Origin of the sequence: Anaerostipes amylophilus, from assembly GCF_025567365.1 — a bacterium.
GTDB classification, from domain to species: domain Bacteria; phylum Bacillota; class Clostridia; order Lachnospirales; family Lachnospiraceae; genus Anaerostipes; species Anaerostipes amylophilus.
Genome location: NZ_JAOQJG010000003.1, coordinates 1 through 26309 on the forward strand (window position 1 = coordinate 1; position 26309 = coordinate 26309).

General features: G+C 36.1%; 20 protein-coding genes and 1 pseudogene. 18 read left to right on the forward strand and 3 right to left on the reverse strand.

Features of this window, described 5'->3' with window-relative positions:
- Positions 1 to 168 precede the first annotated feature (168 nt).
- The 5 genes and pseudogenes from OCV53_RS04510 to OCV53_RS12410 form a co-directional block, all read left to right on the forward strand.
- Positions 169 to 1038, forward strand: a complete 870-nt coding sequence (locus OCV53_RS04510) for a class II fructose-bisphosphate aldolase (RefSeq protein WP_055196755.1) — start codon at positions 169 to 171, stop codon at positions 1036 to 1038.
- A 14-nt stretch (positions 1039 to 1052) separates the two neighbouring features.
- Complete coding sequence (locus OCV53_RS04515; RefSeq protein ID WP_055196757.1) at positions 1053 to 1574, forward strand: YjbQ family protein; 522 nt, start codon at positions 1053 to 1055, stop codon at positions 1572 to 1574.
- 13 nt (positions 1575 to 1587) lie between these two features.
- Positions 1588 to 2274: a triose-phosphate isomerase gene (locus tag OCV53_RS04520; RefSeq protein ID WP_055196759.1), complete on the forward strand. Its 687-nt coding sequence runs from the start codon at positions 1588 to 1590 to the stop codon at positions 2272 to 2274.
- Between the two features lie 764 nt (positions 2275 to 3038).
- On the forward strand, positions 3039 to 4127 hold the full coding sequence (locus tag OCV53_RS04525) for a glycerol dehydrogenase (RefSeq protein ID WP_022375202.1): 1089 nt from the start codon (positions 3039 to 3041) through the stop codon (positions 4125 to 4127).
- 504 nt (positions 4128 to 4631) lie between these two features.
- Positions 4632 to 5000, forward strand: a pseudogene (locus OCV53_RS12410) (group II intron maturase-specific domain-containing protein); the annotation flags it as partial.
- Positions 5001 to 5070: 70 nt separating this feature from the next.
- On the opposite strand, the gene OCV53_RS04535 reads toward OCV53_RS12410, so the two are convergent.
- A complete protein-coding gene (locus tag OCV53_RS04535) occupies positions 5071 to 5787 on the reverse strand; it encodes a LytR/AlgR family response regulator transcription factor (protein WP_055196763.1) in 717 nt (238 codons plus the stop codon).
- A 33-nt stretch (positions 5788 to 5820) separates the two neighbouring features.
- Positions 5821 to 7131, reverse strand: a complete 1311-nt coding sequence (locus OCV53_RS04540; RefSeq protein ID WP_055196765.1) for an ATP-binding protein — start codon at positions 7129 to 7131, stop codon at positions 5821 to 5823.
- Positions 7132 to 7312: 181 nt separating this feature from the next.
- Between OCV53_RS04540 and OCV53_RS04545 the strand changes: the two genes are divergently transcribed.
- On the forward strand, positions 7313 to 8284 hold the full coding sequence (locus OCV53_RS04545) for an RCC1 domain-containing protein (protein WP_055197190.1): 972 nt from the start codon (positions 7313 to 7315) through the stop codon (positions 8282 to 8284).
- Positions 8285 to 8325: 41 nt separating this feature from the next.
- On the forward strand, positions 8326 to 8787 hold the full coding sequence (locus OCV53_RS04550; protein WP_055196767.1) for a hypothetical protein: 462 nt from the start codon (positions 8326 to 8328) through the stop codon (positions 8785 to 8787).
- Between the two features lie 225 nt (positions 8788 to 9012).
- Here the strand turns inward: OCV53_RS04550 and glmS are convergent, their stop codons facing one another.
- Complete coding sequence (glmS, locus tag OCV53_RS04555) at positions 9013 to 10833, reverse strand: glutamine--fructose-6-phosphate transaminase (isomerizing) (protein WP_055196769.1); 1821 nt, start codon at positions 10831 to 10833, stop codon at positions 9013 to 9015.
- Positions 10834 to 11361: 528 nt separating this feature from the next.
- Here glmS and OCV53_RS04560 point away from each other — a divergent pair.
- The 11 genes from OCV53_RS04560 (at position 11362) to OCV53_RS04610 (ending at position 26291) form a co-directional block, all read left to right on the forward strand.
- Positions 11362 to 13368 (forward strand): LTA synthase family protein, encoded by a 2007-nt coding sequence (locus tag OCV53_RS04560; protein ID WP_055196771.1) that lies wholly within the window; start codon positions 11362 to 11364, stop codon positions 13366 to 13368.
- Positions 13369 to 13466: 98 nt separating this feature from the next.
- Positions 13467 to 14747, forward strand: a complete 1281-nt coding sequence (tig, locus tag OCV53_RS04565) for a trigger factor (RefSeq protein WP_022375207.1) — start codon at positions 13467 to 13469, stop codon at positions 14745 to 14747.
- A gap of 77 nt (positions 14748 to 14824) precedes the next feature.
- Complete coding sequence (gene clpP, locus OCV53_RS04570) at positions 14825 to 15406, forward strand: ATP-dependent Clp endopeptidase proteolytic subunit ClpP (protein ID WP_022375208.1); 582 nt, start codon at positions 14825 to 14827, stop codon at positions 15404 to 15406.
- 23 nt (positions 15407 to 15429) lie between these two features.
- Complete coding sequence (gene clpX, locus OCV53_RS04575; RefSeq protein WP_055196772.1) at positions 15430 to 16731, forward strand: ATP-dependent Clp protease ATP-binding subunit ClpX; 1302 nt, start codon at positions 15430 to 15432, stop codon at positions 16729 to 16731.
- Between the two features lie 116 nt (positions 16732 to 16847).
- The gene (gene lon / locus OCV53_RS04580) at positions 16848 to 19154 is read left to right on the forward strand and encodes an endopeptidase La (protein ID WP_055196774.1); all 2307 of its coding nucleotides are present in this window, start codon (positions 16848 to 16850) and stop codon (positions 19152 to 19154) included.
- Between the two features lie 31 nt (positions 19155 to 19185).
- Complete coding sequence (locus OCV53_RS04585; protein ID WP_055196776.1) at positions 19186 to 20466, forward strand: bifunctional folylpolyglutamate synthase/dihydrofolate synthase; 1281 nt, start codon at positions 19186 to 19188, stop codon at positions 20464 to 20466.
- A 14-nt stretch (positions 20467 to 20480) separates the two neighbouring features.
- Positions 20481 to 20960, forward strand: coding sequence for an HD domain-containing protein (locus tag OCV53_RS04590; protein WP_055196779.1), 480 nt, complete (start codon positions 20481 to 20483; stop codon positions 20958 to 20960).
- Between the two features lie 10 nt (positions 20961 to 20970).
- Complete coding sequence (folP, locus tag OCV53_RS04595) at positions 20971 to 21777, forward strand: dihydropteroate synthase (protein ID WP_055196780.1); 807 nt, start codon at positions 20971 to 20973, stop codon at positions 21775 to 21777.
- Between the two features lie 13 nt (positions 21778 to 21790).
- Positions 21791 to 22612, forward strand: a complete 822-nt coding sequence (gene folK / locus OCV53_RS04600; protein ID WP_055196781.1) for a 2-amino-4-hydroxy-6-hydroxymethyldihydropteridine diphosphokinase — start codon at positions 21791 to 21793, stop codon at positions 22610 to 22612.
- 3 nt (positions 22613 to 22615) lie between these two features.
- Entirely contained in the window at positions 22616 to 23749 is a 1134-nt protein-coding gene (locus OCV53_RS04605; RefSeq protein WP_055196783.1) for a bifunctional chorismate mutase/prephenate dehydratase, read from the forward strand.
- Between the two features lie 58 nt (positions 23750 to 23807).
- Entirely contained in the window at positions 23808 to 26291 is a 2484-nt protein-coding gene (locus tag OCV53_RS04610; RefSeq protein WP_055196785.1) for an LTA synthase family protein, read from the forward strand.
- The last annotated feature ends 18 nt before the right edge of the window (positions 26292 to 26309 follow it).

A 26309-nucleotide genomic window follows, 5' to 3' on the forward strand; every position in this document is an offset into this window, starting at 1 on the left:
ATATCGAATTAGATAAGAGCACACTGATCTACAAGTTAAGAAAAGAACAGGATGCTATGTACGGAAGAAACGTATTATAAGAGATAGAAAATACTCATACTTTCCTGCCACACTTATATGTGGCAGGAAAGAAATTAAAATGGTGAATGTAAATTAGGAGGAAGACGGATGTTAGTAACTTTAAAAGAATTACTCGACCAGGCCAAAATAGAACACAAAGCGGTAGGTGCATTTAATGGAACAACATTAGAAGCAATCCGCGGTATCATTCAGGCAGCAGAAGAATTAAATTGTCCAGTAATTCTGCAGCATGCACAGAGCCATGATGATATCATTGATCTAGAAGAAATCGGACCGATCATGAAATATTACGCAGAACGTGCAAAAGTTCCTGTTGCACTTCATTTAGATCATGGAAGCTCCTTTGAACGATGTGTACAGGCCTTGCGTTTAGGGTTTACATCAGTTATGTACGATGCATCAGCAAAAAGCTTTGAAGAAAATGCCGAAGAAACAAAAGAGATTGTGAAAATCGCACATGCAGTAGGTGCAAGTGTAGAGGCAGAACTTGGACATATTTTTACATCTGAAGTTGTTCATGGAGAGGGTGGCTCCGCAGACAGCAAGGATGATTATGATGATCTTGATGATATTTATACAGATCCAGAAGTTGCAAAGAAATTTGTAGAGTTAACAGGGGTTGACTGTTTAGCTGTTGCATTTGGTACAACACATGGAGTATATTTAACAGAACCAAAACTAGATCTTCCTCGAGTAGCAAGAATCAGAGAGGCTGCTAATGTACCACTAGTTATGCATGGTGGATCCGGAGTATCCGATGAAGATTACGCTGTTGCGATCGAGAACGGAATCTGTAAAGTAAATTACTATACATATATGAATGTTGCCGGAGGAAAAGCCTCCAAAGAATTCTGGAAAGATGATGAAACAAATTTCTATGATTCTATGGCAATCAAAGCAACAGAAGCGATCAAAGAAGATGTAAAACGTGCGATCAAAGTATTCCAGAAATTATAGAAAAGAGGATAAAAATGGCAGTATATAAAGAAACAATTGAGGTAAAATCTCATGGGAAAACCCCAACATATATTGATATTACAAAGGACGTAAGAAGAGTCATTGAAGAAAGCGGGATCAAGAACGGTATCTGTGCCGTGATTTCTCCTCATACAACATGTTCCGTATTCTTCGAAGAATTCTGTCATGACTATAATGAAGATGGAGATGAATTTTTACAGGAAGATTTAAATAATGTTCTTGCAAAGATCATTCCAGACCATGTATCCAAAGATCAGTATGTATATCCAGGAGAAGAACACTACAAAGCAGTAGAAAGCTGGCCAAATGCTGAAGATTATCTTCCAGGAGGAGACAGAACAGCATTATTTAATGGAGATGCACATTTAAAATCAACATTATTAGGTTCCAGTGAAACATTCGAAGTAGATAACGGAAAACTTGGGGTAGGTACAACAGGATATGTATATTTTGCAGATTTTGACCGTACACGTCCACGTACAAGAAAATGTAAGATTGTAGTTCTTGGAGAATAAGGAGGAAAGCATCATGGCAAAAGCCCAGTCACCATTTTTAATTGTCAATCCTAAGTCATATTTATACGGAAAAGAAAGTCTTGAATTAGCAAAAGCAGCTGATCAGGTTGCCAAAGATACAGGACTTCAGATATATTTCACATGTCCATATGCGGATATCCGTATGATCAAAGAAAATACAACTGATATCATCGTATGTGCACAGTCCATGGACCCATTAGTTCCAGGAAGAGGAATGGGACACGTATTACCAGAATCTTTAAAAGAAGCTGGAGCTGAAGCATTATTTTTAAATCATGCAGAGAATCCTAAAACAGTCAGTGATCTGTACGCAACGATCAAACGAGCAAAAGAACTTGACATGATCACAGTTGTATGTGCAGACTCAACCGTAGAAGCCAAAGCAGTTGCCTGCATGGACCCAGACATCGTACTGGCAGAGCCAACAGACTTGATCGGAACAGGCCAGGTGGCAGATGATTCTTACACAATTGAAACAGTCAAAGCGTTAAATGCGATCAATCCAAATGTATTAGTAATGATCGCATCCGGCGTAAGCACAGCTGAAGACTGCTACAATGTAGTAAAATTAGGAGCAGACGGAACAGGTGCAACCTCCGGAATCTTAAACGCACCATCCCCTGCACAGAGAGTCAGAGAAATGGCAGAAGCAATCGTTAAGGCAAAAAATGAAAAATAAAAGTTAACAAATAGTTTGTTCACTTGTTTTCTTAATCCATATGAAAAATAAGAAGGGATCTTGGATTCCTTCTTGTTTTTTGTATAATTCTGATTTGAAAGGTAGTCGTTGACTGTTGTATGAAATAGAAAGAAGATCAGAACAAATATTTATAATATATCGGTGGCAACACGCATATTTTAAGAGCGTTTTTTACAAATCGCCTATCCGCGCCTGTTCCTTTGATAACTCCTTGGCTGCGAGCCAAAATGCCCGCAGCTACAGTCAGACAATCAACCACAGAGCGCTGCGAATTTGTAAAAAATGCACTTAAAATATGCTGATCGTTGCCACCGATATATTATAAATATTTGTTCTGATCTTCTTTCTATCTCATACAACGGAAGACTATTCAAACCACTACGGAGTGTGTATGTTAAACAGTATTGGATGATAATTTTTGTATCCGTTAACGGAAGATCAAAGGAACTTACAATCACCGATTTGACGAGAAGTTTGACATATATTTAAATCTTAATTATATCCAATACCATCCAACATACACACCAACTCAAATTTTCCAATCTTGTAGTTCCCTACACTATAACCTTCAGGTATATGAGCAAAATTTCACCGCTGTGCTTTCGGTTGCTTATTTATTTTTTCCATATACGGAAAGACTTCAGTTGGCCAACACTACAATTAAAATTTTGAGCAATTCCACTAAAATAATGTTATAATAATAACAAACACCAAATCAAATTAACCAAGAAAGGAGCAAAATCATGGCAGCAATCATCGGAAGCCCAACACGTTACATCCAAGGAAAAGGGGAAATGAAAAACCTATGTTCCTATGCAGATAAGTTCGGAAAGAATCTATTCATTTTAACAAGTGCATCCGGAAGAAAACGAGTAGAACCAGCGATCAACGAAGGGAACAAAGACAGTAATCTGACATACGATGTATTTAATGGAGAATGTTGTATGACAGAGATCAACCGTATCATAAAGATCGTAGAAGAAACAGGAAGCGATGTGATCATCGGAATCGGTGGAGGAAAGATTCATGACACATCAAAAGCTGTTGCATACTATACAAAGAAACCAGTCATTATTGTACCAACCATTGCATCCACAGACGCACCATGCAGTGCATTATCTGTGATCTATACAGATGAAGGTGTATTTGAGAAATATTTGTTCTTGCCATCAAGCCCGGATATGGTTATGGTAGATACAGATATCGTTTCAAAAGCACCAGTAAGATTGTTGATTTCAGGTATGGGAGATGCCCTGGCAACTTATTTTGAGGCAAGAGCATGTAAAAGATCCGATGCAAGTAATTGTGTTGGCGGAAGATGTACATTGGCAGCAATGAATCTTGCACAGTTATGTTTTGATACATTAATGGAGAACGGAGTACAGGCAATGACAGCAGCAAGAGAAGGAATCTGTACAAAAGCTGTAGAAAATGTAATTGAAGCAAATACTTACTTATCAGGAATCGGATTTGAAAGTGGAGGATTAGCAGGAGCACATGCGATCCATAATGGATTTACAGCAATCCCAGAAACACATAAGATGTATCATGGAGAGAAAGTAGCATTTGGAACATTGGTTCAGCTGGTACTAGAAGATGCGGGAGAAGATGAGATCATGGAAGTAATTGATTTCTGCAGTGAAGTCGGACTTCCTGTGACATTAAAAGGATTAGGAATCGAAGAAGTGAAACCAGAACAGATTATGGAAGTTGCGAAATTAGCATGCGCACCAGAAGATACAATGGGAAATATGCCATTTGAGGTAACACCTGAAGATCTGTATGCAGCAATTATGGGTGCGGATGCACTTGGAAGATATTATACAGAATAGAAAATTGCCAGTATCTAGTTAATAGACATAGAAAATATGAAAGAACCCCTGAAAGGTTGATCAACCTTTCAGGGGTTCTTAAAAATGTGCGCCTAGCGGCGCACGTTTCGTTTGCGCGCCATGGGCGCGCTCTCGCAGGTGAAAGTCCTGAACATGCCCAGGTAGTGGGAAATGTATAGCTGAACAGCAAGGGTGTCCATCGTGAGGTGGAATCTGAAGGAAGCTGTAGGCAAATCCTTGGTCCGACGGACAGAAATCGCATATGAGGCTAGGCTTCGAGAGATAAGCTGGCGAAAGACAGCAAAGTCTAATAACTACCACATTTGTAGAAGCAGAGTAAATGCGGCGGATTTATGAGGAGAAAGAGCGTGCAACTTAAGCGTGGAGATCTCACAGAGGTTTCATTTGCCTAGTAACAATGAACTGTGAGAAGTCAGCAGAACCCATAGTAGTGAAGAAGTTTCTGTAATGGAAATGGAGCGAAGGGGCGAACAATCAATAAGTTCTTCCCGCAAGCGATGTCAGACAATCAAGCTAAGCCTTGAGAAAATCAAAGTATATGCAAGAGGATGGCTTAACTACTATGGAATTGCAAGTATGAAAAACAACATAGATGACATCAACGGATGGCTCTATCACAGAATACGTATGTGTATATGGAAACAGTGGAAGAAACCGAAGACGAAGGTACGTAATCTTATCAATATGGGAGTACCCGAAGACTTGGCAATGCAAGCGGGTAATACCCGACGGGGACATTGGTTCGCAACGCATACAGTTGCAATAAACATGGCAATGACAAAAGAAAGACTGATAAACAGTGGCTTTTATGATTTAGCCATAGCCTATCAGTCAGTGCACGTCAACTATTGAAAGCGCCGTATACCGAACAGTACGTACGGTGCTGTGAGAGGACGGCGGTTAGTCACCGCCTCCTACTCGATTAAAAAATAGAATTACACAAAAAATCAGTAAATAACATTTGAAACTTTTTCTTTTTATATCGACTGACTGGAATGGTGATATTCAAATTTAATACAGCACAATCTTTTTGTATAGAAGTTACATATGCCATATTAACAATATAACCTGTATGACAGCGATAAAAACGTTTATCAAGTTTAGTTTCGTATGTTTTTAAAGATTCATGTCCTGTGATTTCAGATCTAGATGTTAAATGAAATAAAATATTTCGGTTATAGGTTTCTATGTATACAATTTCAGAAAATTTAATTTTGAAGATATTACCAGAATCTTTCACAACTAAAAAATTATTTTTATTAGATGTTAGTTCTGAAATAGCTCGGTCCAAAACATTTTCTAGTTGAGTATATGAAAGTGGTTTTACAAGATAATCAAAAGCTTTTACTTTATAACCAGACAAAGCATATTCTGGAAAAGCAGTCAAAAAGATTAAAATTACGGATGGATTGATAGCTCGTATTTTTTCAGCAATTTCTATTCCGCTATATGTTTGAAATTTGATATCTAAAAATAAGATATCAATATCATTTTGAGAATCAAGATAAGATAGCAGATCCTCTTCATTTTCAAAGAAGTTAAAATGATGGATAGTTTTACGTTTTTTAAAGTACTGTTCTAAAAGCAATTGAAAATTGTGAATAAAGTCTTTTTCATCATCACAAATACAGATTTTCATAATGTTCCCCTTCCTTATATAATAAATAATATTTTAATTTAAGTTTTGTGGAATTGGTATGGAAATATTTACAACAAATTCTTCAACACTAGAAGAAAAAGAGATATTTCCGTTATATTTGGAAACGATTTTTTTGATCGAAATGGTTCCAAAACCATGCATAGCAGAATCTTTTTTCGTAGTTATGAAGGTTCCGTTTTTATGCTTTAATTTTTTGTTATATGTATTGGATGCATGAATACACAAATGATTTTGTGTCGTATTACAGTGAAAAGTAATACTTTTGTTATTATCACAACACTGGGTAGCTTCAATACAATTATCTAACAAATTACCAAGTAAAGAACATAACTCTATATTACGAATAAAATGAATATTCTCTAATTCCACGTTTATTTTGCAAGAGATGTGTTGTTCTTTGATCAGCTTTAATTTTTCGGAAATTAAAACATCAATAAAAGGATTTCCTGTGTGTACAGCATAGGAAGATTTTGAAAGATCATTTAGTAAGGAATCAATATGTTGGGTGTATTGATTGCTTTCTGCTGGCTGTGACTTTAAGGCTAAAAGCTGATTTTTAAGATCATGACGTATAATATTTAAATCTTCAATGTCCTTTTGTTTTTGTTGATAATAATAAAAAGTTTTTTCTTCTTGTGATTTTACAAAATTAATATAAGTTTCCTCGGCCTTTTTAGAAAGGTATAAGTGAAATAATATAAAATGACAAAAAGAAGTAATCATTAACACAATAGAGATCCATAAAAAGACTTCATGATATTGTGAGGAAATATTAGAAATTTTCAACAAGTATATAATACCTAAAATGAGAAGTAAGCATGTGATGATCGGAAGAAAATAAAGAATGCTTTCTATCATAGTAAATGAAACTTCCAGATCATTTGGTTTGTAATAAAAAACAAAATGTAACAATAAGAAGGATAAAATTTTTGAAAAAATGATCATTTCAAGTGAAAGAACTTGGTTATTAAAAATATCAGATAAAGAAGTGCAATATAAAACACTAAAACAAATTCCAACAGTTAATAATTCACACAAACATAAAACAATATAAAATACAGCGATCATTTTTAAAGTAGATTTCAAGTGGAAATCCAAATATAAGAAACGATTTAAAAGTACGATTGAAATCAGTTCATAGACTAATTTAAAAATAAATGGGCAAGAAAGTAAATTTAAAACAATAATAGAAAGTCCCCATAATGTGTAAATAATACCTGATTTTATGTAAGAATATCGAAAATCAAAATATTTTGTACAATAGCATAATAAAAGCGTATCAATAGAGGTTCCAAGAATGGTTAGTAGTATAGTAAGTGTCATAAGTTAATCTCCTGTTATAAATTTTCTCTAAAGATATATTTTACTAAAAAATTATATTTTGTAAAGACTCTAGTATAACCATTTAGGCATAAAAAACGACTAAATGTGCAGGCTAGATTTTTATTTGCAGAAAAAGATGGTATTATGTAAGAGAAAACATATGAAAAGAGGAAAAAGCAAGATGAGACAAAGTAAGAGAAAGAGGATTGTATTCATTGTGACAGTGATTAGTATCATAGTAGTTCTTGGAATTGTTGGATTGTTTAAATCAGGTGCAATGATACAAAAAGATTATAAAAAACCGGTAAGATACAAAAAACTAAAATATCTATCCTATAAATTAGAAGATCATTATAATAAAAAGATTCTTTGCTCTTCTGGAATCAAAGAAATGCCGTACGAGTACCAAATTAAAAAGAATGGGAAATTGTATGGAACATTAATTGATGAATATGGGTATCCACTGAAAAAATATGGACATGTGATGGAAGATACGATTGCGTATAATGTAAAACATATAAGTTTTGGAGGAAGAGGAAGTTTGCTGTATCTTGATCATAAAAACAGACTATATGGAATGGGCTGGAATAGTCATGAAGAATTTCAGATTAAAATGCCAGAAGATAAAAGAAATAATGTAAGTACAGCAGTTTTTCGTCAACCTGTTTTTATTATGAAAAATATTATTTATGCTTCAATCAATGAAGGTGGGGCAGTGATTGCTATGAAAAAAGATCGTTCTGTATGGACATGGGGGAGTAATGCAGGTGGAATGTTAGGATATGATAAAAATACAGATTTGATTTCCTGTAAACCTAAGAAAATATTTGAAAATGTAAAATATATTGTAGCAGGTGGATATAATATGGCAGTGATTACAGAAAAAAATGATTTATATTTGTGGGGAGATAATACATATGGACAATTGGGAAATGGAAAGAAAGATGGTTGGTATTTTGGAGATTCTGATAAAGAATGTTGGTTTAAACCTAAAAAAGTAATGAAAGATGTAGCAGCTGTTCATATGGGAAGTGGGGGAATTATTGTTACCAGAATGGATGGAAGTAAATGGGCAACAGGAATAGGATTTGGAAATGAAAGATCAGAATCTGGAAAGAAAGTTAGTACTAGATTTGTGATGATATCAAAATAATAGTTATTTGAAGATTAATTTTTAATTTAAGGAGAAATGTTTTGAGAGATAAAAAGAAACTAATAGTGTTAATAGTAATATTATTGATGCCAGTGGCTGGAATTGGGTATTTTATAAAAATGTGTTTGAGGTATATGAAAAGTGCTGAAATGGGAATGTTTTTCCCGAACAATTTTTTTAAACAATTTGGAATATGGAGTATTGTTTGGATTATTCTGTGGATAGTAATAATATTTATAGATAAGAAATGTAAAATAAAAAAAGCAAATGAAAGAAAAATCAGTAAAAAAATCTTACAGTGTATTGTTATGCTTGTAATGGTAGTGATTTCATTTTGGATTTATGTATCTGTTTTAAGTGGAAGGTTTAATCAATATATGGTATTGGTTTTTTTGGCGGAAATTATAGATGTCTTTATGGTAACATTGGTGATTAAAATATTTGGGAATTTGATAGATATTTATTTTGATAGGAAAGAAAATAAAGAAGTGGTAGATAAATAAAGAAATTTAAAAAATAAAAGATGCGAAAGAATGGATTAAGTTCTTTCGCATCTTTGCTTTATATAAGTTTCTTTGTTCTGTCGATTTAGTCTTTCGTATGTTTTAGACGTCCACTCAACTAAGTTCGTCTGTCGCCTTTGGCTCGGACTCACTAAGGTTCGGGACGGGCTTTCGCACTAAATTCATCTGTCGCCTGACGGCTCGGATTCATTAAGTGCTCAATGCCTATTCAACAGTTACAGATTTAGCCAGGTTTCTTGGCTGGTCAGCATCATATCCTCTAAACAGTGTTACATGATAAGCAAGTAACTGTAATGCAACAGTAGAAGGGAATGTTGCAAATAAATCATCTGTAGCAGGAACCTGAATTAAATCATCATAGATTCCTTCATAATTTGTCATATCTTTATCTGTTACAACAATAACGTGAGCTCCACGAGCTTTTACTTCCTCAACGTTTGCCATTAATTTAGGTAATACATTTTCCTGTGTAGCGATCGCAATTACAGGAACTCCTTCTGTGATCAGAGAGATCGTTCCGTGTTTTAATTCCCCTGCGCAGTAAGCTTCAGCATTTACATAAGAGATCTCTTTTAACTTTAAGCAAGCTTCACAAGCAATACCGTAATCTAAACCTCTTCCAAGATAGAAAGCAGAGAAAGTATCTTTGATTTTCTCAGCGATTCCTTTGATGTAATCATCCATCTTTAATACATCTTCGATCGTTCCAATCGCCTGCTCAAACTTCGCACAGAAATCTTTCATCTGTTCGTCTGTCATTAAGTTGTTAACTTCAGCAAGTTTTAATGCGATCAGATACATACCTGCACACTGTACAGAGAAAGCTTTTGTACTTGCAACAGCAATCTCAGGACCGGCATGTGTATATAATACATAATCACTTTCACGAGCGATACTAGATCCTTTTACGTTAACGATAGAGATTGTTTTTGCTCCACGTTCATTTGCAAGACGAAGTGCTGCAAGAGAATCTGCTGTTTCTCCAGACTGCGTGATAACAACAACTAAAGTATGTTCATCTAAGATTGGATTCATATAACGGAATTCAGAAGCTAATTCAACAGTTACAGGAATACGGATCATAGCTTCGATCAGATGTCTTCCGATCAGTCCTGCATGCCATGCAGTACCACAAGCTGTTACGATTACACGATTTACACCTTTAAAGATATCATCAGAGATATTATCTGCTGTAAAATCTGCACGGTTGTTATGGATACGAGGCATGATCGTGTTATGAAGAGCTTCTGGCTGATCATAGATCTCTTTCTGCATAAAGAAATCATATCCACCTTTCTGAGCTGCTGTTGTATCCCAGTCAACGTGAAGCATCTTAGGTTCTTCAACTTCACCGTCCATTGTATATAATGTAATGCTGTCACCTTTCATAACAACGATGTGTTCTTCAGGTACAACGAAATAGTCTTTTGTATATTTTAATAATGCAACCATATCAGAAGCGATGAAAGATCCATCTTCTGTATGAGATGCTACTAGAGGACTTGCATTTCTCATGCAGTAGATTTCCCCTGGATGATCCTTAAACATTACGCAGAAACCATAAGCTCCTTCTAAAACCTTGTCAGCTTCTTTTAATGCTGCAAATGGATCACCATCATATAAAGAATCGATTAACATTGCTGCAACTTCAGTATCTGTTTCAGAAATCGCTGTATATCCTTTTGTTTTTAAAGAAGCAGCTAATTCTTTGTAGTTTTCGATGATTCCGTTATGGATCAATGTTACGTTTCCAGATACATGAGGATGAGCGTTGACTTCTGTAACACCACCATGTGTTGCCCAACGTGTATGTCCGATACCACATGTTCCTTCAAGACCAGCAGTAGCAGCAACTTTTTCACGAAGAGTTGCAACTTTACCAGTTGTTTTTACGATCTGAGTTTCAGATCCGTTGTTTACTGCGATTCCGGCACTGTCATATCCACGATATTCTAACTGCTGTAATCCATCAACTAAGATTCCAGGTGCCTGTAAGTTTCCAGTAAATCCAATAATTCCACACATAATATAAATCTCCTTAAATTTGCACAAAGAAATAAGAGGAAGTACAGATATGTAAAAAACTTCCAAATAGATCTTCGATTTTCTTTTTTCTAACATCATATGCGGTTTTGTCCAGATTATACTGCCTCTGTTTCATGATCACTCATGGTTTTACTCAGTATATCACGTAGTCTGGAGCTGCGGGAAAGCATCCGCCGAATATCTCGATAACTTTCCTCCTCGTTAACCTTCCTATCAGACAAGAGTATGTCTGTTTCCGTATCAGAAAGGTGCATGGCGCTTCGATATGTTTAAAAACTCCTTTCATTTTATTTGAAGAAAATACTCAAAACCCAAAGCTTTTCAACGTTAGTGATTCTAACACGGAAATAAAATGAAGTCAAATAAGAATCGTATATTTAATAAAATGTTAATAAGTTACGGAAGAAAAAGTCATATTTTAATAAAGTTTTAAGAAGTTAAAACTAGATACTTTAGAACATGAATGGTATAATACTATGACAGCAAAAGAAGATAAAGGAGAAAAGAATGAAAACTTTTTTTAAGAATACAGGGAAAGTGATCGTGGAAAAACTTCACAGACATCCGATTATATGTAATCTTGTATTATCGGTTGTTCTGGCATTTTTACTGGAAGTTTTAGGTCGTCAGACATTTGATCTAAGTGCGGTTGGGTTTGTGAATGAACGGACCAAGATGTTCCTTTACAGCATTTTTATTATATTTTTGACATATTCTGTGACATTGATCACTAAGAGACGACTTTTTACCTATATTATAGTGACATTGTTATGGAGTGTTGTTGGGATTGTGAATTTTATGATGCTAAGTTCACGAAATACGCCATTTACTTATGTTGATATTACATTGATGAAATCTGTGCTTCCGGTTATGAATAATTATTTTACTCCTCTGGAGATCGGGGCAATCGGAGCATTAATTTTGATCGCACTGGTGTTGCTTGTTGTAGCATATATGTATCTTCCAATGGAAGAACAGTTAAATCGTAAGATTGGATTTGTGAAAGTGGCAGTGATCGTGGCAGCATTTGCAGGAGTAACATCGTATGGATTTAAGAGTGGTATGTTGACAGAGGAGATTCATAATATAAGAATTGCATTCAGTGATTATGGAACAGCATACTGTTTTTGCATTACAGCTTTGAAGAATGGAATCGACAAGCCATCGAACTATTCAGAGAAGAAGATTGAACAGATTGAAGAGCGCACAAAAAAAAGTGTTGCCAAGATGAAGAAAGAGAAAGTGAAGAAGCCAAATATTATTTTTGTACAGCTTGAATCACATTTTGATGTAACGCAAGTAAAAGGATTGAAATTTAATAAAGATCCATTGGAGAATTTTCATAAATATATGAAACAGTATTCTTCTGGGCAATTGTCTATGCCTTCTTATGGGGCGGGAACAGCAAATTCAGAATTTGAACTGATCACGGGAATGAATCTGGATCATTTTGGAGCAGCAGAATATCCTTATAAGACAGTGCTTCAAGATACTACGACAGAGAGTATGGCAACTGTATTAAAGCAATATGGATATAAAGCCCATGCGATCCATGATAATAGTGCTTCATTTTATGATAGAGATCTTGTGTTTTCACAACTTGGATTTGATACATTTACAACGAAGGAAAGTATGAATATCAGGAAATGGACGGAAAATGGATGGGCGAAGGATGGAATCCTTACAGGATATATCATGGACAGTCTGAATTCTACAAAGAATCAGGATTATGTTTATTGTATTTCTGTACAGGGACATGGAGATTATCCAACAACTCAGATCATTGAGAATCCAGAGATCAAAGTTGAAGGTATCAAAGATGAAGCTCTAAAGAATAAATACACGTATTATGTCAACCAGGTCTATCAGATGGATCAGTTTGTCGGAAGACTGGTTAAAGCATTAGAAAAACGTGGTGAACCAACAATTCTTTGCATGTATGGTGATCATCTGCCAAGTCTGGATATTGAAGATGAGGATCTGACATATGGAAACAAATACCAGACAAGTTATTTTATGTGGGATAATATTGGACTAAAGAAACAGGATGGAACGATCGAGGCATATGATCTTGGATCAGAAGTTCTTAATAAGTGTAATATTCATACAGGAATCATGAATAGTTTTCATCAGACAAGAAAAGGAACAAAGAATTATCAGAAAGATATGAAGAATCTTCAATATGATATGCTATATGGCAAACAGTATGTATGGAACCAGCAGAATCCATACAAGGCGACAAATCTTAAATTTGGAATCCGTCCACTTACTGTGACTAAGGCATATGAGACAAAGGACAGTGTTTTTATTGTAGGAAATAATTTTACGAACTTCTGTCAGGTTTATGTTGGCGATGTGAAGATCAATACAACGTATCATAATGAACATCTTCTGGAGGTTTCGAAGAAGGATCTTAAGAATGGAGATACATTTAAAGTAAGCATTGTAAGTAAGACACCAAAAGTATTAAGCAGCTCAAATGAGTATGTTTATCAAGAAAAAAGTGAAAAATAACGCAAAGATGCTTGTATAAGGCGTAATTCTTATGCTATAATAGGTGAATGTTTGTGAAATTACAAAAAAGATAATAATTTTTAGGAGGATCTATACAGATGAGTTTGCAAGTGGAAAACTTAGAACATAATATGGCAAAGGTAACAATTGAAGTTGAAGCAGCGAAATTAGATGACGCTATCAAACAGGCTTTCAACAAGAAAAAAGGGCAGTTTAATGTACCTGGATTCCGTAAAGGAAAAGTACCTTTCCAGTTAATCGCAAAAGAATACGGAGTTGAAATCTTCTATGAAGATGCGGCAAACATCTTAATTCCAGACGCTTATGCAGAGGCTATGAAAGATACAGATTTAGAAATCGTTTCAAGACCAGAGATCGATGTAACTCAGCTTGAGAAAGGAAAAGATTTCATCTTCACAGCTACATTTGCATTAAAACCAGAAGTAACATTAGGTGATTACAAAGGAATTGAAGTACCTAAAACAAGAGTTACAGTTAAAAAAGATGAGATTGAAGAAGAATTAAAGAAAGTTCAGGAACAGAACGCAAGAGAGATCACAATTGAAGATCGTGCAGTAAAAGACGGAGATATCTTAACAATTGATTACTCTGGATCTGTTGATGGAGTAAAATTCGAAGGTGGAACAGCCGAAGATCAGACATTAGTAATCGGATCAGGAGCATTCATCCCAGGATTTGAAGAACAGTTAGTAGGAAAGAATTTAAATGAAACAGCAGATATCAATGTGACATTCCCAGAAGAATACCACGCACCTGATCTTGCAGGTAAAGATGCTGTATTTACAGTAACAGTAAAAGCAATCAAAGAAAAAGAACTTCCAGAATTAGATGATGAATTTGCAGCAGAAGTATCTGAATTTGAAACATTAGAAGACTACAAAGCAGATATCAAAGAACAGATTCGTGCAAGAAAGAAAGAAGAAGCTAAGACTGAAAGAGAAAACAAGATCGTTGATGCAGCTGTAGAAGCAGCTACAATGGATATTCCAGAAGCTATGATTGAAGAACAGGTTCAGCAGATGACAGATGAATTCGCTCAGAGATTAAGCTATCAGGGACTTTCTATGGAACAGTATTTAATGTTCTCTGGAATGGACGCACAGAAATTTGCAGATGATTTAAAACCACAGGCAGTTAAGAGAATCGAGACACGCCTGGTATTAGAAGCAATCGCAAAAGCAGAAGATATTAAAGCAAGCGAGGAAGACTTCAAAGCAGAACTGGAAAAGATGGCAAAAATGTATCAGATGGAAACAGAGCAGCTTGAAAAGATCATTCAGGGAGCTCAGAAAGACCAGATGATGGATGACATCGCAGTACAGAAAGCTGTAGATTTCCTTGTAAGCGAAGCAAAATAAGCAAGGCATTTATGACTTTATGTTCCTTTTGACAGACATAAATAAACTGCCTTAACTATCGTTAGGAGGATGCAAGGATGAGTTTAGTACCTTATGTCATTGAACAAACAAGCAGAGGAGAGAGATCTTATGATATTTACTCCAGACTGCTGAAAGAAAGAATCATTTTCTTAGGAGAAGAAGTGAATGATGTCACAGCAGGACTTGTAGTTTCTCAGTTATTATTCTTAGAATCTGAAGATCCAGACAAAGACATCAACTTATATATTAACAGCCCTGGCGGTTCTGTAACTGCCGGAATGGCAATCTATGATACAATGCAGTATGTAAAGTGTGACGTATCTACGATGTGTATGGGAATGGCTGCCAGTATGGGAGCGTTCTTATTATCAGGTGGAACAAAAGGAAAGCGTCTGGCACTTCCAAATGCAGAGATCATGATTCATCAGCCATCTGGTGGAGCACAGGGACAGGCAACAGAGATTGAGATCGCAGCAGAGCATATTCTTAGAACAAAGAAGAAATTAAATACGATCTTAAGCGAGAATACAGGACAGCCATACGAGACAATCGTCAAGGATACAGAACGTGACAACTGGCTCACTGCACAGGAAGCACTGGAATATGGCCTGATCGATAAGGTTATGGAAAAAAGATAGTGATAGAATAGTGGGGTGATCTGGTGGCAGGTTATAATGATGAGAAAAAAGTATTAAGATGTTCTTTTTGCAATAAGACACAGGACCAGGTCCGCAAACTGATCGCGGGGCCAAAGGGAAAGAATGTTTATATCTGTGATGAATGTATTGACATTTGTTCAGAGATTATTGAAGAGGAATTTGAACAGTATACAGAGGATGATGGGGAGATCAATCTTCGTAAGCCAAAAGAGATCAAAGAATTTTTAGATCAATATGTCATTGGTCAGGACGAGGCAAAGAAAGTACTTTCCGTTGCTGTATACAATCATTACAAAAGAATTTTAATGGGCGGGGACTCTGATGTAGAACTGCAGAAGAGTAATATTTTAATGCTTGGACCAACTGGTTCAGGAAAGACATTATTAGCCCAGACTTTAGCAAAGATGTTAAATGTGCCATTTGCGATCGCAGATGCGACTGCTCTTACAGAAGCAGGATATGTTGGAGAAGATGTTGAGAATATTCTTCTTAAGATCATTCAGGCAGCAGATTATGATATTGACCGTGCACAGTGTGGAATCATTTATATTGATGAGATTGATAAGATTACAAGAAAATCTGAGAACACATCAATTACAAGAGATGTTTCCGGAGAAGGTGTACAGCAGGCATTATTAAAGATTATCGAAGGTACAGTAGCATCTGTACCGCCACAGGGAGGAAGAAAACATCCTCATCAGGAATTTATTCAGATTGATACATCGAATATCCTGTTTATCTGTGGAGGTGCATTTGATGGATTAGAGAAGATCATTGAATCAAGAATTGGCAAGAAGTCTATTGGATTTGGAGCAGATGTTTTCGGACAGAAAGAGAAGGACCTGGGAGAATTATTAAAACAGGTATTACCTGAGGATTTTGTGAAATTTGGATTGATTCCTGAATTTATCGGACGTGTTCCAGTCAATGTATCATTGAATCCTTTAGATCAGGATGCATTAGTACGAATCTTAAAAGAACCAAAGAGTGCTCTTGTGAAACAATACCAGAGATTGTTTGAGATGGATGGCGTGAAACTTACATTTGATGATGATGCTTTAAGTGCGATCGCTAAGAAAGCATTAGATCGTAAGACAGGTGCCAGAGGCTTAAGAGCTATTGTGGAACAAGTGATTATGGATTTAATGTATGAGATTCCATCACAGACGGATGTGACAGAGTGTCTGATCACGAAAGGTGTTGTGGAAGGCACAGAAGATCCACAGATTGGATGTTCAGACCAGAAGGTAAAAGCTACAGTACCAAAGAAACGGGTTAAAACAAGCAATCATGAGATTGCATAGATAGATTAGCCAAAATAAAAACTGCTTTCGTGCAAGAGATTCTTGTGTCAAAGCAGTTTTTCTTCTTATGGACATACATTTTAGAATTAAATTTATGAAGCGAAAGGAAATACAAGATGAAAAAGACTTTACCAATGCTTCCACTCAGAGGAAAGTACATATTTCCGAATACGGTGATTCATTTTGATGTGTCAAGAAGCCGGTCGGTTAAAGCAATAGAAGAATCAATGGAGCATGACCAGCTGATCTTTTTAAATAATCAGATTGATCCGATGGTAGAAGATCCAGGAATTGATGATTTATATCGTGTTGGAACGTTAGCAAGGATCAAGCAGGTGGTAAAACTCCCTAAGAATACATTAAGAGTGTTTGCAGAGGGATTATTCCGTGCAGAACTTAGCAAAACTGTAGAATATGATCCATTATTTAAAGTAGAGATTTTATATGATCATGTGGAGCAGCAACCATTTGAAGCATTCGAAAGAGAAGCATTTTTACGAATGATCAAAGAAGCATTTGAAAGTTATGCACAGGCATGGCCGCATTTGGACCAGAATATTATTAATTATATCCTGCTTCAGTCTGATGTAGAGATTCTGGTAGATGAACTGGCAACACATATTCCTTTTTCCTATCCGGAGAAACAAAAGATTCTGGAAGAGATGGATTTAAAAGAGCGCTGTGAACTGATGCTCGTTATGCTGGAAGAAGAACTGGATGTTTTGAAACTGAAACAGAAGATTCAGCAGAAAGTCAAAGTAAATGTTGATAAAAATCAGAAAGAATATATGCTCAGAGAGCAGATGAAAGTAATCCGTGAAGAACTTTGTGAGACAAATGTAGAAGATGAAGCGGATGAATTTATGAATCAGTTAAAAGAACTGAGGGCATCCGATGAAGTCAAAGAAAAGATCAAAAAAGAGATTTCAAGATTTCAGACAATGGGAAATCAGACACCAGAAAGTTCTGTGTTAAGAACATATATCGAAACAATGCTTTCTGTACCATGGGAAGAAATGAGTGAGGACAGTACAGATCTAGATAGAGCGCAGGAAATCTTAGACGAAGACCATTATGGCATGGAGAAGGTAAAAGAGAGAGTGCTTGAATATCTGGCAGCACGTGCAATGAGCGGCAAGAAAGATGCAGCGATCCTTTGCTTGGTAGGACCTCCAGGAACAGGAAAGACATCGATTGCAAAATCAATCGCAAGGGCAACGAATAAGAAATATGTTCGTTTATCTTTAGGTGGTGTGCGTGATGAATCAGAAATTCGAGGACACAGAAAGACGTATGTTGGGGCGATGCCTGGAAGAATCGTTGATGCATTAAGGAAAGTCAAAGTCAGAAATCCGCTGATGTTATTAGATGAGATTGATAAGACTGGAAAAGATCAGCGTGGAGATACAGCGTCTGCATTATTAGAAGTCCTTGATCCAGAACAGAATGAGAATTTTACAGATCATTATCTTGAAGTTGCTTTAAATTTAAGTGATGTCTTGTTTATCGCGACAGCCAATGATCTCTCTACAATTCCAAGGCCATTGCTTGATCGTATGGAGATTATTGAAGTTACAAGCTATACAGAGAATGAGAAATATCACATTGCAAATGATTATCTTGTGAAGAAGCAGATGGAAGCCAATGGATTAGATGATACACAGATTCACTGGAAAGAAGATGCACTGAGATTTCTGATCTCTGATTATACAAGAGAATCTGGAGTCAGAAATTTAGAGAGAAGGATCGGACAGGTTTCAAGAAAGGTTGCAAGAGACATTTACCAGAAGAAACACAGAAAAGTTACGATCACAAAGAAGGCAATCAAAGATTATCTTGGAAAACCAGTCTATGAATGGGAGAAGGATACATTACGAGATCAGATTGGAGTTGTTCATGGGCTTGCATGGACTGCAGTTGGAGGAGTAACATTAAAGATTGAAGTGAATGTTATGCCAGGAAAGGGTGGCATTCAGATCACAGGTTCTCTTGGGGATGTTATGAAAGAATCTGCACAGGCAGCGATCAGTTATATCAGAAGTCAAAGTAAGAAATATAAGATCAAGAATGACTTCTTTGAAAAACATGACATTCATATTCATATTCCAGAGGGAGCGGTACCAAAAGACGGACCATCTGCCGGAATTACAATGACAACAGCAGTACTCTCAGCGATCACAGGGCACAAAGTTTATGGAAATCTTGCGATGACAGGAGAAGTAACGATCCGAGGGGATGTCCTTCAGATTGGTGGATTAAAAGAGAAACTTCTTGCAGCTAAAAGACTTGGGATCACAAAAGTTTTAGTTCCAAAGATGAATGAAAAAGATGTTAAGGAATTTGAAGAAGAAGTAATCGAAGGACTTGAGATCGTTTATGTAAAAACAATGACACAAGTGATCAAAGAAGCGTTCGTACATTAATATCATGATAAAATAAAAACTGGAGGCAGTTATGAATTACGAAGAAGCAATGAATTTTATACAAAATACAAATAAATTTGGAAGTGTCTTAGGACTTGATAATATCAGAGAGTTATTAGAAAGACTTGGAAACCCACAAGAACAGCTTAGAGTGGTTCATATTGCCGGAACCAATGGAAAAGGTTCAACACTTGCATTTCTGGCAGGTATTTTTAGGGAAAGTGGATATCGTGCAGGGAGATATGTATCCCCTGCATCCTTTTACTATGAAGAAAGGTTTCGTATCAATGAAGAAAATATTTCTAAAAAAGACCTGTGCTTTTATATGGAAAAAATAAAGAATGTTGCCGAAGAAATGGTAAAAGATGGTCTATCCCATCCGACAATGTTTGAGATTGAGACAGCACTTAGTTTTCTTTATTTTCTCGATAAAAAAGTAGATGTTGTATTATTAGAGACGGGAATGGGCGGAAGACTGGATGCAACAAATGTAGTAAAGAAGCCGATTGCAACAGTTATAGCATCAATTGGAATGGATCATATGCAATTTTTAGGTGATACACTGGAAAAAATAGCATCAGAAAAAGCGGGGATCATCAAAGAAGGATGTCCGGTCATTTCTTATGACAATACAAAAGAAGTTAATGAAGTGATAAAGAACAAAGCTAAACAGATGCATGCAAAAGTAACTTTTGTGAATTCTGCAGGGATCAGAGTGCTTCAGGAGTCACTGAATGGGGAAAGTTTTTCTTATCGTTCTTCTGATGGAAGATGGTATGAAAAGATTGAGATACCACTTCTTGGAAGACATCAGATCAACAATGCAGCACTTGCGTTAGAAACTTTAAATGTTATAAAAAACTATTATTGTATCAGTGATTTTCAGACGGAAGACGGAATGCGAAAAACAATCTGGAGAGGTAGAATTGAGATATTGGAACGAGAACCTATGGTAATCTGTGACGGTGCACATAATCCAGATGGTGCAAAGAGTTTATTAAGTTTTTTGCAAAATAATTTTACAAACCAGCGATTAATCTATATAATGGGAGTATTGTCAGATAAAGATTACGAACAGATGGTACAGATTCTTGCCCCAGCGGCAGATAAGATTTATACAGTAGCACCGGATAATCCAAGAGCTCTTTCAAGCAGGGAGCTGTGTAATTGTATAAGTAAATATCATCAGAACGTAGAGGAAAGACAAAGACTCGCTGAATGTCTTAGTGAAGTAAGGCAGAAGGCAGAGAAAGATGATGTGATCATAATCTGTGGAACATTATCTTTTCAAAATGAACTAATAAACCAATAGCAGAGGATGAACAGGTGGAAAGATTCCAGAAGATCGTATGCCATGAAACATACAAACAAACGTACGAAAAACTACAAGAATTAGAAAAAGACCGTGAATTTTGCGGGCATGATATGGAACATTTTCTTTCGGTAGCAAGAATCAGTTATCTTATGGTGCTTGAGAAGAATCTTGATATTCCGAAAGATATCATATATGCGACGGCATTTCTTCATGATATGGGAAGAGCTGACCAGTATGAAAAAGGAATTTCACATGATGAGGCAGGTGCAATTCTTGCAGAAGAGATTTTAAAAGATTGTGGCTATACAGCCGCAGAAAGAAAAATCATGGTCGATACGATCTTAAAGCATCGTGACGTTGAAGAGAAAGAAGACAGCTTTGCAGCTATTTTTTATCGTGCAGACAAACTTTCCAGAGACTGTATCCACTGCAAAGCCAGACAGGAATGTTATTGGCCGCAAGAGAAGAAAAACAGCAGGTATATTTACTAGGAGAGATACAATGATTATTGGAAATAAAACATTTGATACGAAACACCATGGATATATTATGGGAATCTTGAATGTGACACCAGACTCATTTTCTGATGGAGGAAAATATGATCATCTAGATGCAGCATTAAAACATGCAGAAGAAATGATTAAAGATGGAGCTGCGATCATTGATGTAGGTGGAGAATCTACAAGACCTGGGTACACTCTGATTTCCGATGAAGAAGAGATTGGAAGGGTAACACCAGTGATTGAGGCCCTTAAGAAAGAATTTGATGTTCCAGTATCTCTGGATACTTACAAATCAGGTGTGGCAAGAGCAGGGATTGAAGCAGGAGCTGATCTGATCAATGATATCTGGGGACTTAAGTGGGATGGAACAATGGCAGAAGTGTTAGCAGAAACAGGAATCGCTTCTTGTTTGATGCATAACCGCAAGGATACAGACTACAAAGATTATTTAAATGATGTGATAGCTGATCTGAATGAGACAATGGAGATGGCAGAGAAGGCAGGGATCAAAAAAGATACGATCATGTTAGATCCAGGAATCGGATTTGCCAAGGATCTTGATCAGAATTTAGAACTTATGAATCATTTAGAACTTTTAAACCAGTGGGATGTACCTGTTCTTCTTGGAACTTCAAGAAAATCAATGATCGGACTTATTCTGGATCTTCCATCTGATCAGAGAGTGGAAGGAACTGTTGCAACAACAGTGAGTGGATACATGAAAGGATGCAGATTTTTCAGAGTACATGATGTAAAAGAAAACATGCGTGCTATGAAGATGATAGAAGCAATTTGTGCAAAATAAGGGAGAATTGATGATGGATCAGATTATAATCAAAGATTTGGAAGTTTATGCAAATCATGGTCTATATAAAGAGGAAAAGGTATTAGGACAAAAGTTTTTAGTATCTGCAGTACTTTATGTGGATACGAAGCTTGCAGGTGTCAGTGACCAGATGGAATTTTCTGTTGATTATGGAAAAGTATGCCGCGTGATCAAGGATATTCTGACAGAGAATGACTTTAACCTGATCGAATGTGTGGCAGAAACTGTGGCAAAGAAACTGCTTCTTAAATTTCCATTAGTCAGAAAACTTGAGATTGAAGTAAAAAAACCATGGGCACCAATTGGATTGCCTCTTGATTATGTTTCTGTTAAGATTAAACGTGGCTGGCATAGAGCCTATATTGGTGTTGGGTCCAATATGGGAGACCGTATGGAATATATCAATCAAGCAATCGATGCGATCGAGGCACAGGATGATACGAAAGTTGTTCATGTTTCAAGCCTGATTGAGACAAAGCCATATGGAGGAGTTAAGCAGGATGATTTTCTGAATGGATGTATTGCCATCGATACGTTAAAAGAACCGGAAGAACTGCTTGATTTTCTGATGGATGTGGAAGCACAGGCAGGAAGAGTCAGAACAATTCATTGGGGACCGAGAACACTGGACCTTGATATTTTAATGTATGATGATCTTGTGATGAATGAGAGAAAATTAACGATCCCTCACAAAGAGATGCACAAAAGACTGTTTGTTTTAGAACCATTAGAAGAGATTGCACCATATCTTATGCATCCACTGCTTGGCAAAACAGTCACACAATTAAAAGAAATGATAAAAGAGGAACAATAAACTATGAGAGATTTGATGGAAATAAGACAACAGATTGACGAGATCGATCAGAAGATGCTTTCTTTATTCAAACAACGAATGAGATGTTCTGCGGACGTAGCAGAATATAAAAGAGGGACAGGGAAAGCAATTTATGACCCTGTAAGAGAAAGACAGAAGATTGATGTTTTAACAAAAGATGAAACGGAAACGATCATTAAGAAATCCGTGGAAGAGATGTTTCTTCAGATGATGAGTATCAGTCGCAGATACCAGTATAGTCTGTTATCACAGGAAGATGCTTATATCGATGGAACATTTGAAGAAGTTGATTCTCTGGATATCAATGAAAATACAAAAGTCGTATATCAGGGAATTCCTGGTGCATATCAGGAACAGGCAATGGTACAGTATTTTGGAGAAAATGTTAAAAATTTCTCTGTACCGGAGTTTAAAGATGTTGTAAAGACATTAGATCGAGGGGAAGCTGATTATGGAGTACTTCCAATTGAGAATACTTCAGCAGGAACTGTCAGTGGAATTTATGATATGATTCTTGATTACGATATCTGTGTGGTAGGAGAAGAATCTGTTGATGTGAGACATGTTTTTGCAGCACTTCCAGGAAGCAGTTTAGAACAGATCGAGAAAGTGTATTCACATCCGCAAGGATTGATGCAATGCAAAGGTTTCTTAGATGAACATCCAGAATGGGAGCAGGTAAAAGTTGCTAATACTGCGATTAGTGCAAAGAAAGTAGCAGATGATGGCAAGAATACAAAAGCTGCGATCTGCAGTGAACGTGCAGCTAAGATGTATGGTCTTCAGATTTTAAAAAGAGAGGTAAATGATGAAGGAAACAATACAACAAGATTCGTGATCATGTCAAAGAAGAAACAATATAGAAAAGATGCAGGAAAAGTAAGTATTAGTTTCAGCGTACCACATGAATCAGGGTCTTTGTATAATATCTTGACTCATTTTATGTTTAATAATGTCAGTATGAGTAATATTGAATCCAGGCCGCTTCCAGGAAGAAAGTGGGAGTATGGATTTTATGTTGACGTGATCGGGAATTTAAATGATCCAGCAATCCGTAATGCACTGGCAGGAATCAAAGAAGAGACAAAGGATTTTAAAATATTAGGAAATTTCTAAAAATTATGAATGTGAAAAAAAGACTGGGGAAATACAAACGAATGGAAGGTAATGTAAAATGACACAGAGAAATAGTGAAACAAAATTACAAAAATTTCACAGCGTCATGCAAAAAGTCTTAAAATATGGGATTGTCCTTGCATTGATCGCATTTATTGTATTGGTTTTAACAAATAAAAATCAGTTTTCAGAAAGAGTTGCAAAAGGTGTTCCAGAAAAGAAAATATCAAAGATTGCAATTTCAGATGGTGATAAAGTTGTACAAAAGTTTAAAGCAACATGTGATACGATGGAACGTTTGAATATTCTGGTTGACAGAAATGAACAGGTTGGAAGAGCTGGAAGTATTGATCTGAATGTAAAAGATAGTAAGGGAAGATCAATCTATCATATTACGCCGAGCCTGTTAGAGGTTGATGGATTAAAGAATATGACGGCAACAATGAGACGTACCCAAAGAGCTGAATATCGCTGGTACAGAGTTGTAGTAAACCAGAAACTGAACAAAGGTGAGAATTATACGATTGAGATCACAGCAAAAGGAATCAAGAAAGATCGTCCATTATATTTATATACATCAAAGAAAATGGGAAATATTTTTAGTCCTGTGAAAGTCAATGGACAGAAGATGGATGTACATATCCGTACAAGAGTATGGACAACACAGATTGATGTTTCAGCAATTGTTTTAACAGTTGCAATTACATTGGCACTGATCGCATTGATTCTTATTCCAATATATTTGCCGAAAAAATGGAATAAGAGATTTACATGGATATTGTTTGTTATAACACCGTGGATTTCGTTTTACATGGTTGAGAAGGTATTCTATAATCCGATCAGTGTTATGAATAAGCTGGCATTCGGGCTGAATGTATTATGGTATTATATTATTTATATGATCTTGTTGCTTATATTTAACAGAGTGAAATGGGCATTGTTGGTTGGAAATGTATTTTTCTATGCAGCAGCGATAGGTAACTATTTTGTACTTGCATTCCGTGGAACTCCAATCACACCAGCAGATATTTATGCCCTTGGAACTGCAATGGACGTAGCAGATCATTATGTATTATCCTACGATAAAGCAGCAATCGTAGCAACAGTTGTATTACTTGGAATGTGTGTGCTTGCATCCAAACTTGAAACATATCCAATCTTTCAATGGAGAAAACGATTGATTGCTGTTTTAGTTACGGTTCTTGTTACAGCAGCAAGTGCTTTTACACTGACAAGAGTTGATGCACTACAATCTAAGGGAGTTAAGGTGAATTTTTGGAATCAGAAATTAGGTTATACCAATAATGGATATATTTTAAGTTTCTTAATGAATATTCAGTATACGATCGTATCCCAGCCAGAAGGGTATAGTGCAAATAAAGTAAATAAGATTGCAGACAACTACGAAGTTACACAGGGAAGTAACAAAAACTTAAAACAAAAACCAAATGTAGTCGTGATCATGAATGAGACGTTTTCTGATCTGAATGTGGTTAATAAGATCAAGACAAATAAAGAGGTTATGCCATTTATTAACAATCTGAAAGAAAATACCATCAAAGGTCATATGTTAGTGTCTGTTTTTGGTGGAGGTACAAGTAATTCGGAATATGAATTTTTAACAGGAAACTCTGTATCAGCACTTCCATTAAATGGAAACGCTTATACACAGTTTGTAAAACATAAAGTACCAAGTCTTGCATCCCAGTTGAAACAACAGGGGTATGATACGTTGGCATTCCACCCATACAAAGCACATGGATGGAACAGAGATACTGTTTACCCATTGATTGGATTTGATCAGTTCTTAGATGAAACATGCATGAATCCAAATGGAGAAAAATTCCGAGGATGGTATTCTGATTCCGAGGATTACAATAAGATCATTGATATCTTTAATAAGAAAAAGGCAGGGCAGCCATTATTCTTATTTAATGTAACGATTCAGAACCATGGAGGATATCTGATCGCTGATAAGAACTTTAAAGAAGAGATCAAGATCAAGGATGAAAAGGCAACAGATACAGCAAATCGTTATCTGTCACTGATCCATGAATCTGACCGTGCATTTGAGAAGATCATTAATTACTTTAAGAATAAGAAAGAACCAACGATCGTTGTAATGTTCGGGGATCATCAGCCGAAACTGGAAGATTCATTCTATGAACTGTTATATGGAAAATCATTAAGCAACTTAAGTTTGAAAGAACAGCAGAAGAAGTATACAGTACCATTTATCATATGGGCTAACTATGATATTGATGCAAAAAGCGATGTAGAAAATGTCAGTGCAAACTATTTATCAAGCTTGATGCTTCAGCAGACAAACTTAAAATTGTCAAGATATAATGAATTTTTATTAGATATGAGAAAAAATGTTCCTGCATTGAATGCAAATGGGTATGTAGACAAAGATGGAGAAAATCATCATTTTTCAGAACAAAATAAATACACAAAACTGATCACACAGTATCAGTATCTGCAGTATAATAGTTTGATGGATAAGAAACATGTCAGTACAGATTTGTTTTCTGTGAAATAAGCAGGACGAGAGGAAAGA

Bases quoted from the DNA above. Each gene is read 5' to 3' on its own strand.
- OCV53_RS04510 (WP_055196755.1), top strand. From the start codon at position 169: ATGTTAGTAACTTTAAAAGAATTACTCGACCAGGCCAAAATAGAACAC.
- OCV53_RS04515 (WP_055196757.1), top strand. From the start codon at position 1,053: ATGGCAGTATATAAAGAAACAATTGAGGTAAAATCTCATGGGAAAACC.
- OCV53_RS04520 (WP_055196759.1), top strand. From the start codon at position 1,588: ATGGCAAAAGCCCAGTCACCATTTTTAATTGTCAATCCTAAGTCATAT.
- OCV53_RS04525 (WP_022375202.1), top strand. From the start codon at position 3,039: ATGGCAGCAATCATCGGAAGCCCAACACGTTACATCCAAGGAAAAGGG.
- OCV53_RS04535 (WP_055196763.1), bottom strand. From the start codon at position 5,787: ATGAAAATCTGTATTTGTGATGATGAAAAAGACTTTATTCACAATTTT.
- OCV53_RS04540 (WP_055196765.1), bottom strand. From the start codon at position 7,131: ATGACACTTACTATACTACTAACCATTCTTGGAACCTCTATTGATACG.
- OCV53_RS04545 (WP_055197190.1), top strand. From the start codon at position 7,313: ATGAGACAAAGTAAGAGAAAGAGGATTGTATTCATTGTGACAGTGATT.
- glmS (WP_055196769.1), bottom strand. From the start codon at position 10,833: ATGTGTGGAATTATTGGATTTACTGGAAACTTACAGGCACCTGGAATC.
- OCV53_RS04560 (WP_055196771.1), top strand. From the start codon at position 11,362: ATGAAAACTTTTTTTAAGAATACAGGGAAAGTGATCGTGGAAAAACTT.
- tig (WP_022375207.1), top strand. From the start codon at position 13,467: ATGAGTTTGCAAGTGGAAAACTTAGAACATAATATGGCAAAGGTAACA.
- clpP (WP_022375208.1), top strand. From the start codon at position 14,825: ATGAGTTTAGTACCTTATGTCATTGAACAAACAAGCAGAGGAGAGAGA.
- lon (WP_055196774.1), top strand. From the start codon at position 16,848: ATGAAAAAGACTTTACCAATGCTTCCACTCAGAGGAAAGTACATATTT.
- OCV53_RS04585 (WP_055196776.1), top strand. From the start codon at position 19,186: ATGAATTACGAAGAAGCAATGAATTTTATACAAAATACAAATAAATTT.
- folP (WP_055196780.1), top strand. From the start codon at position 20,971: ATGATTATTGGAAATAAAACATTTGATACGAAACACCATGGATATATT.
- folK (WP_055196781.1), top strand. From the start codon at position 21,791: ATGGATCAGATTATAATCAAAGATTTGGAAGTTTATGCAAATCATGGT.
- OCV53_RS04605 (WP_055196783.1), top strand. From the start codon at position 22,616: ATGAGAGATTTGATGGAAATAAGACAACAGATTGACGAGATCGATCAG.
- OCV53_RS04610 (WP_055196785.1), top strand. From the start codon at position 23,808: ATGACACAGAGAAATAGTGAAACAAAATTACAAAAATTTCACAGCGTC.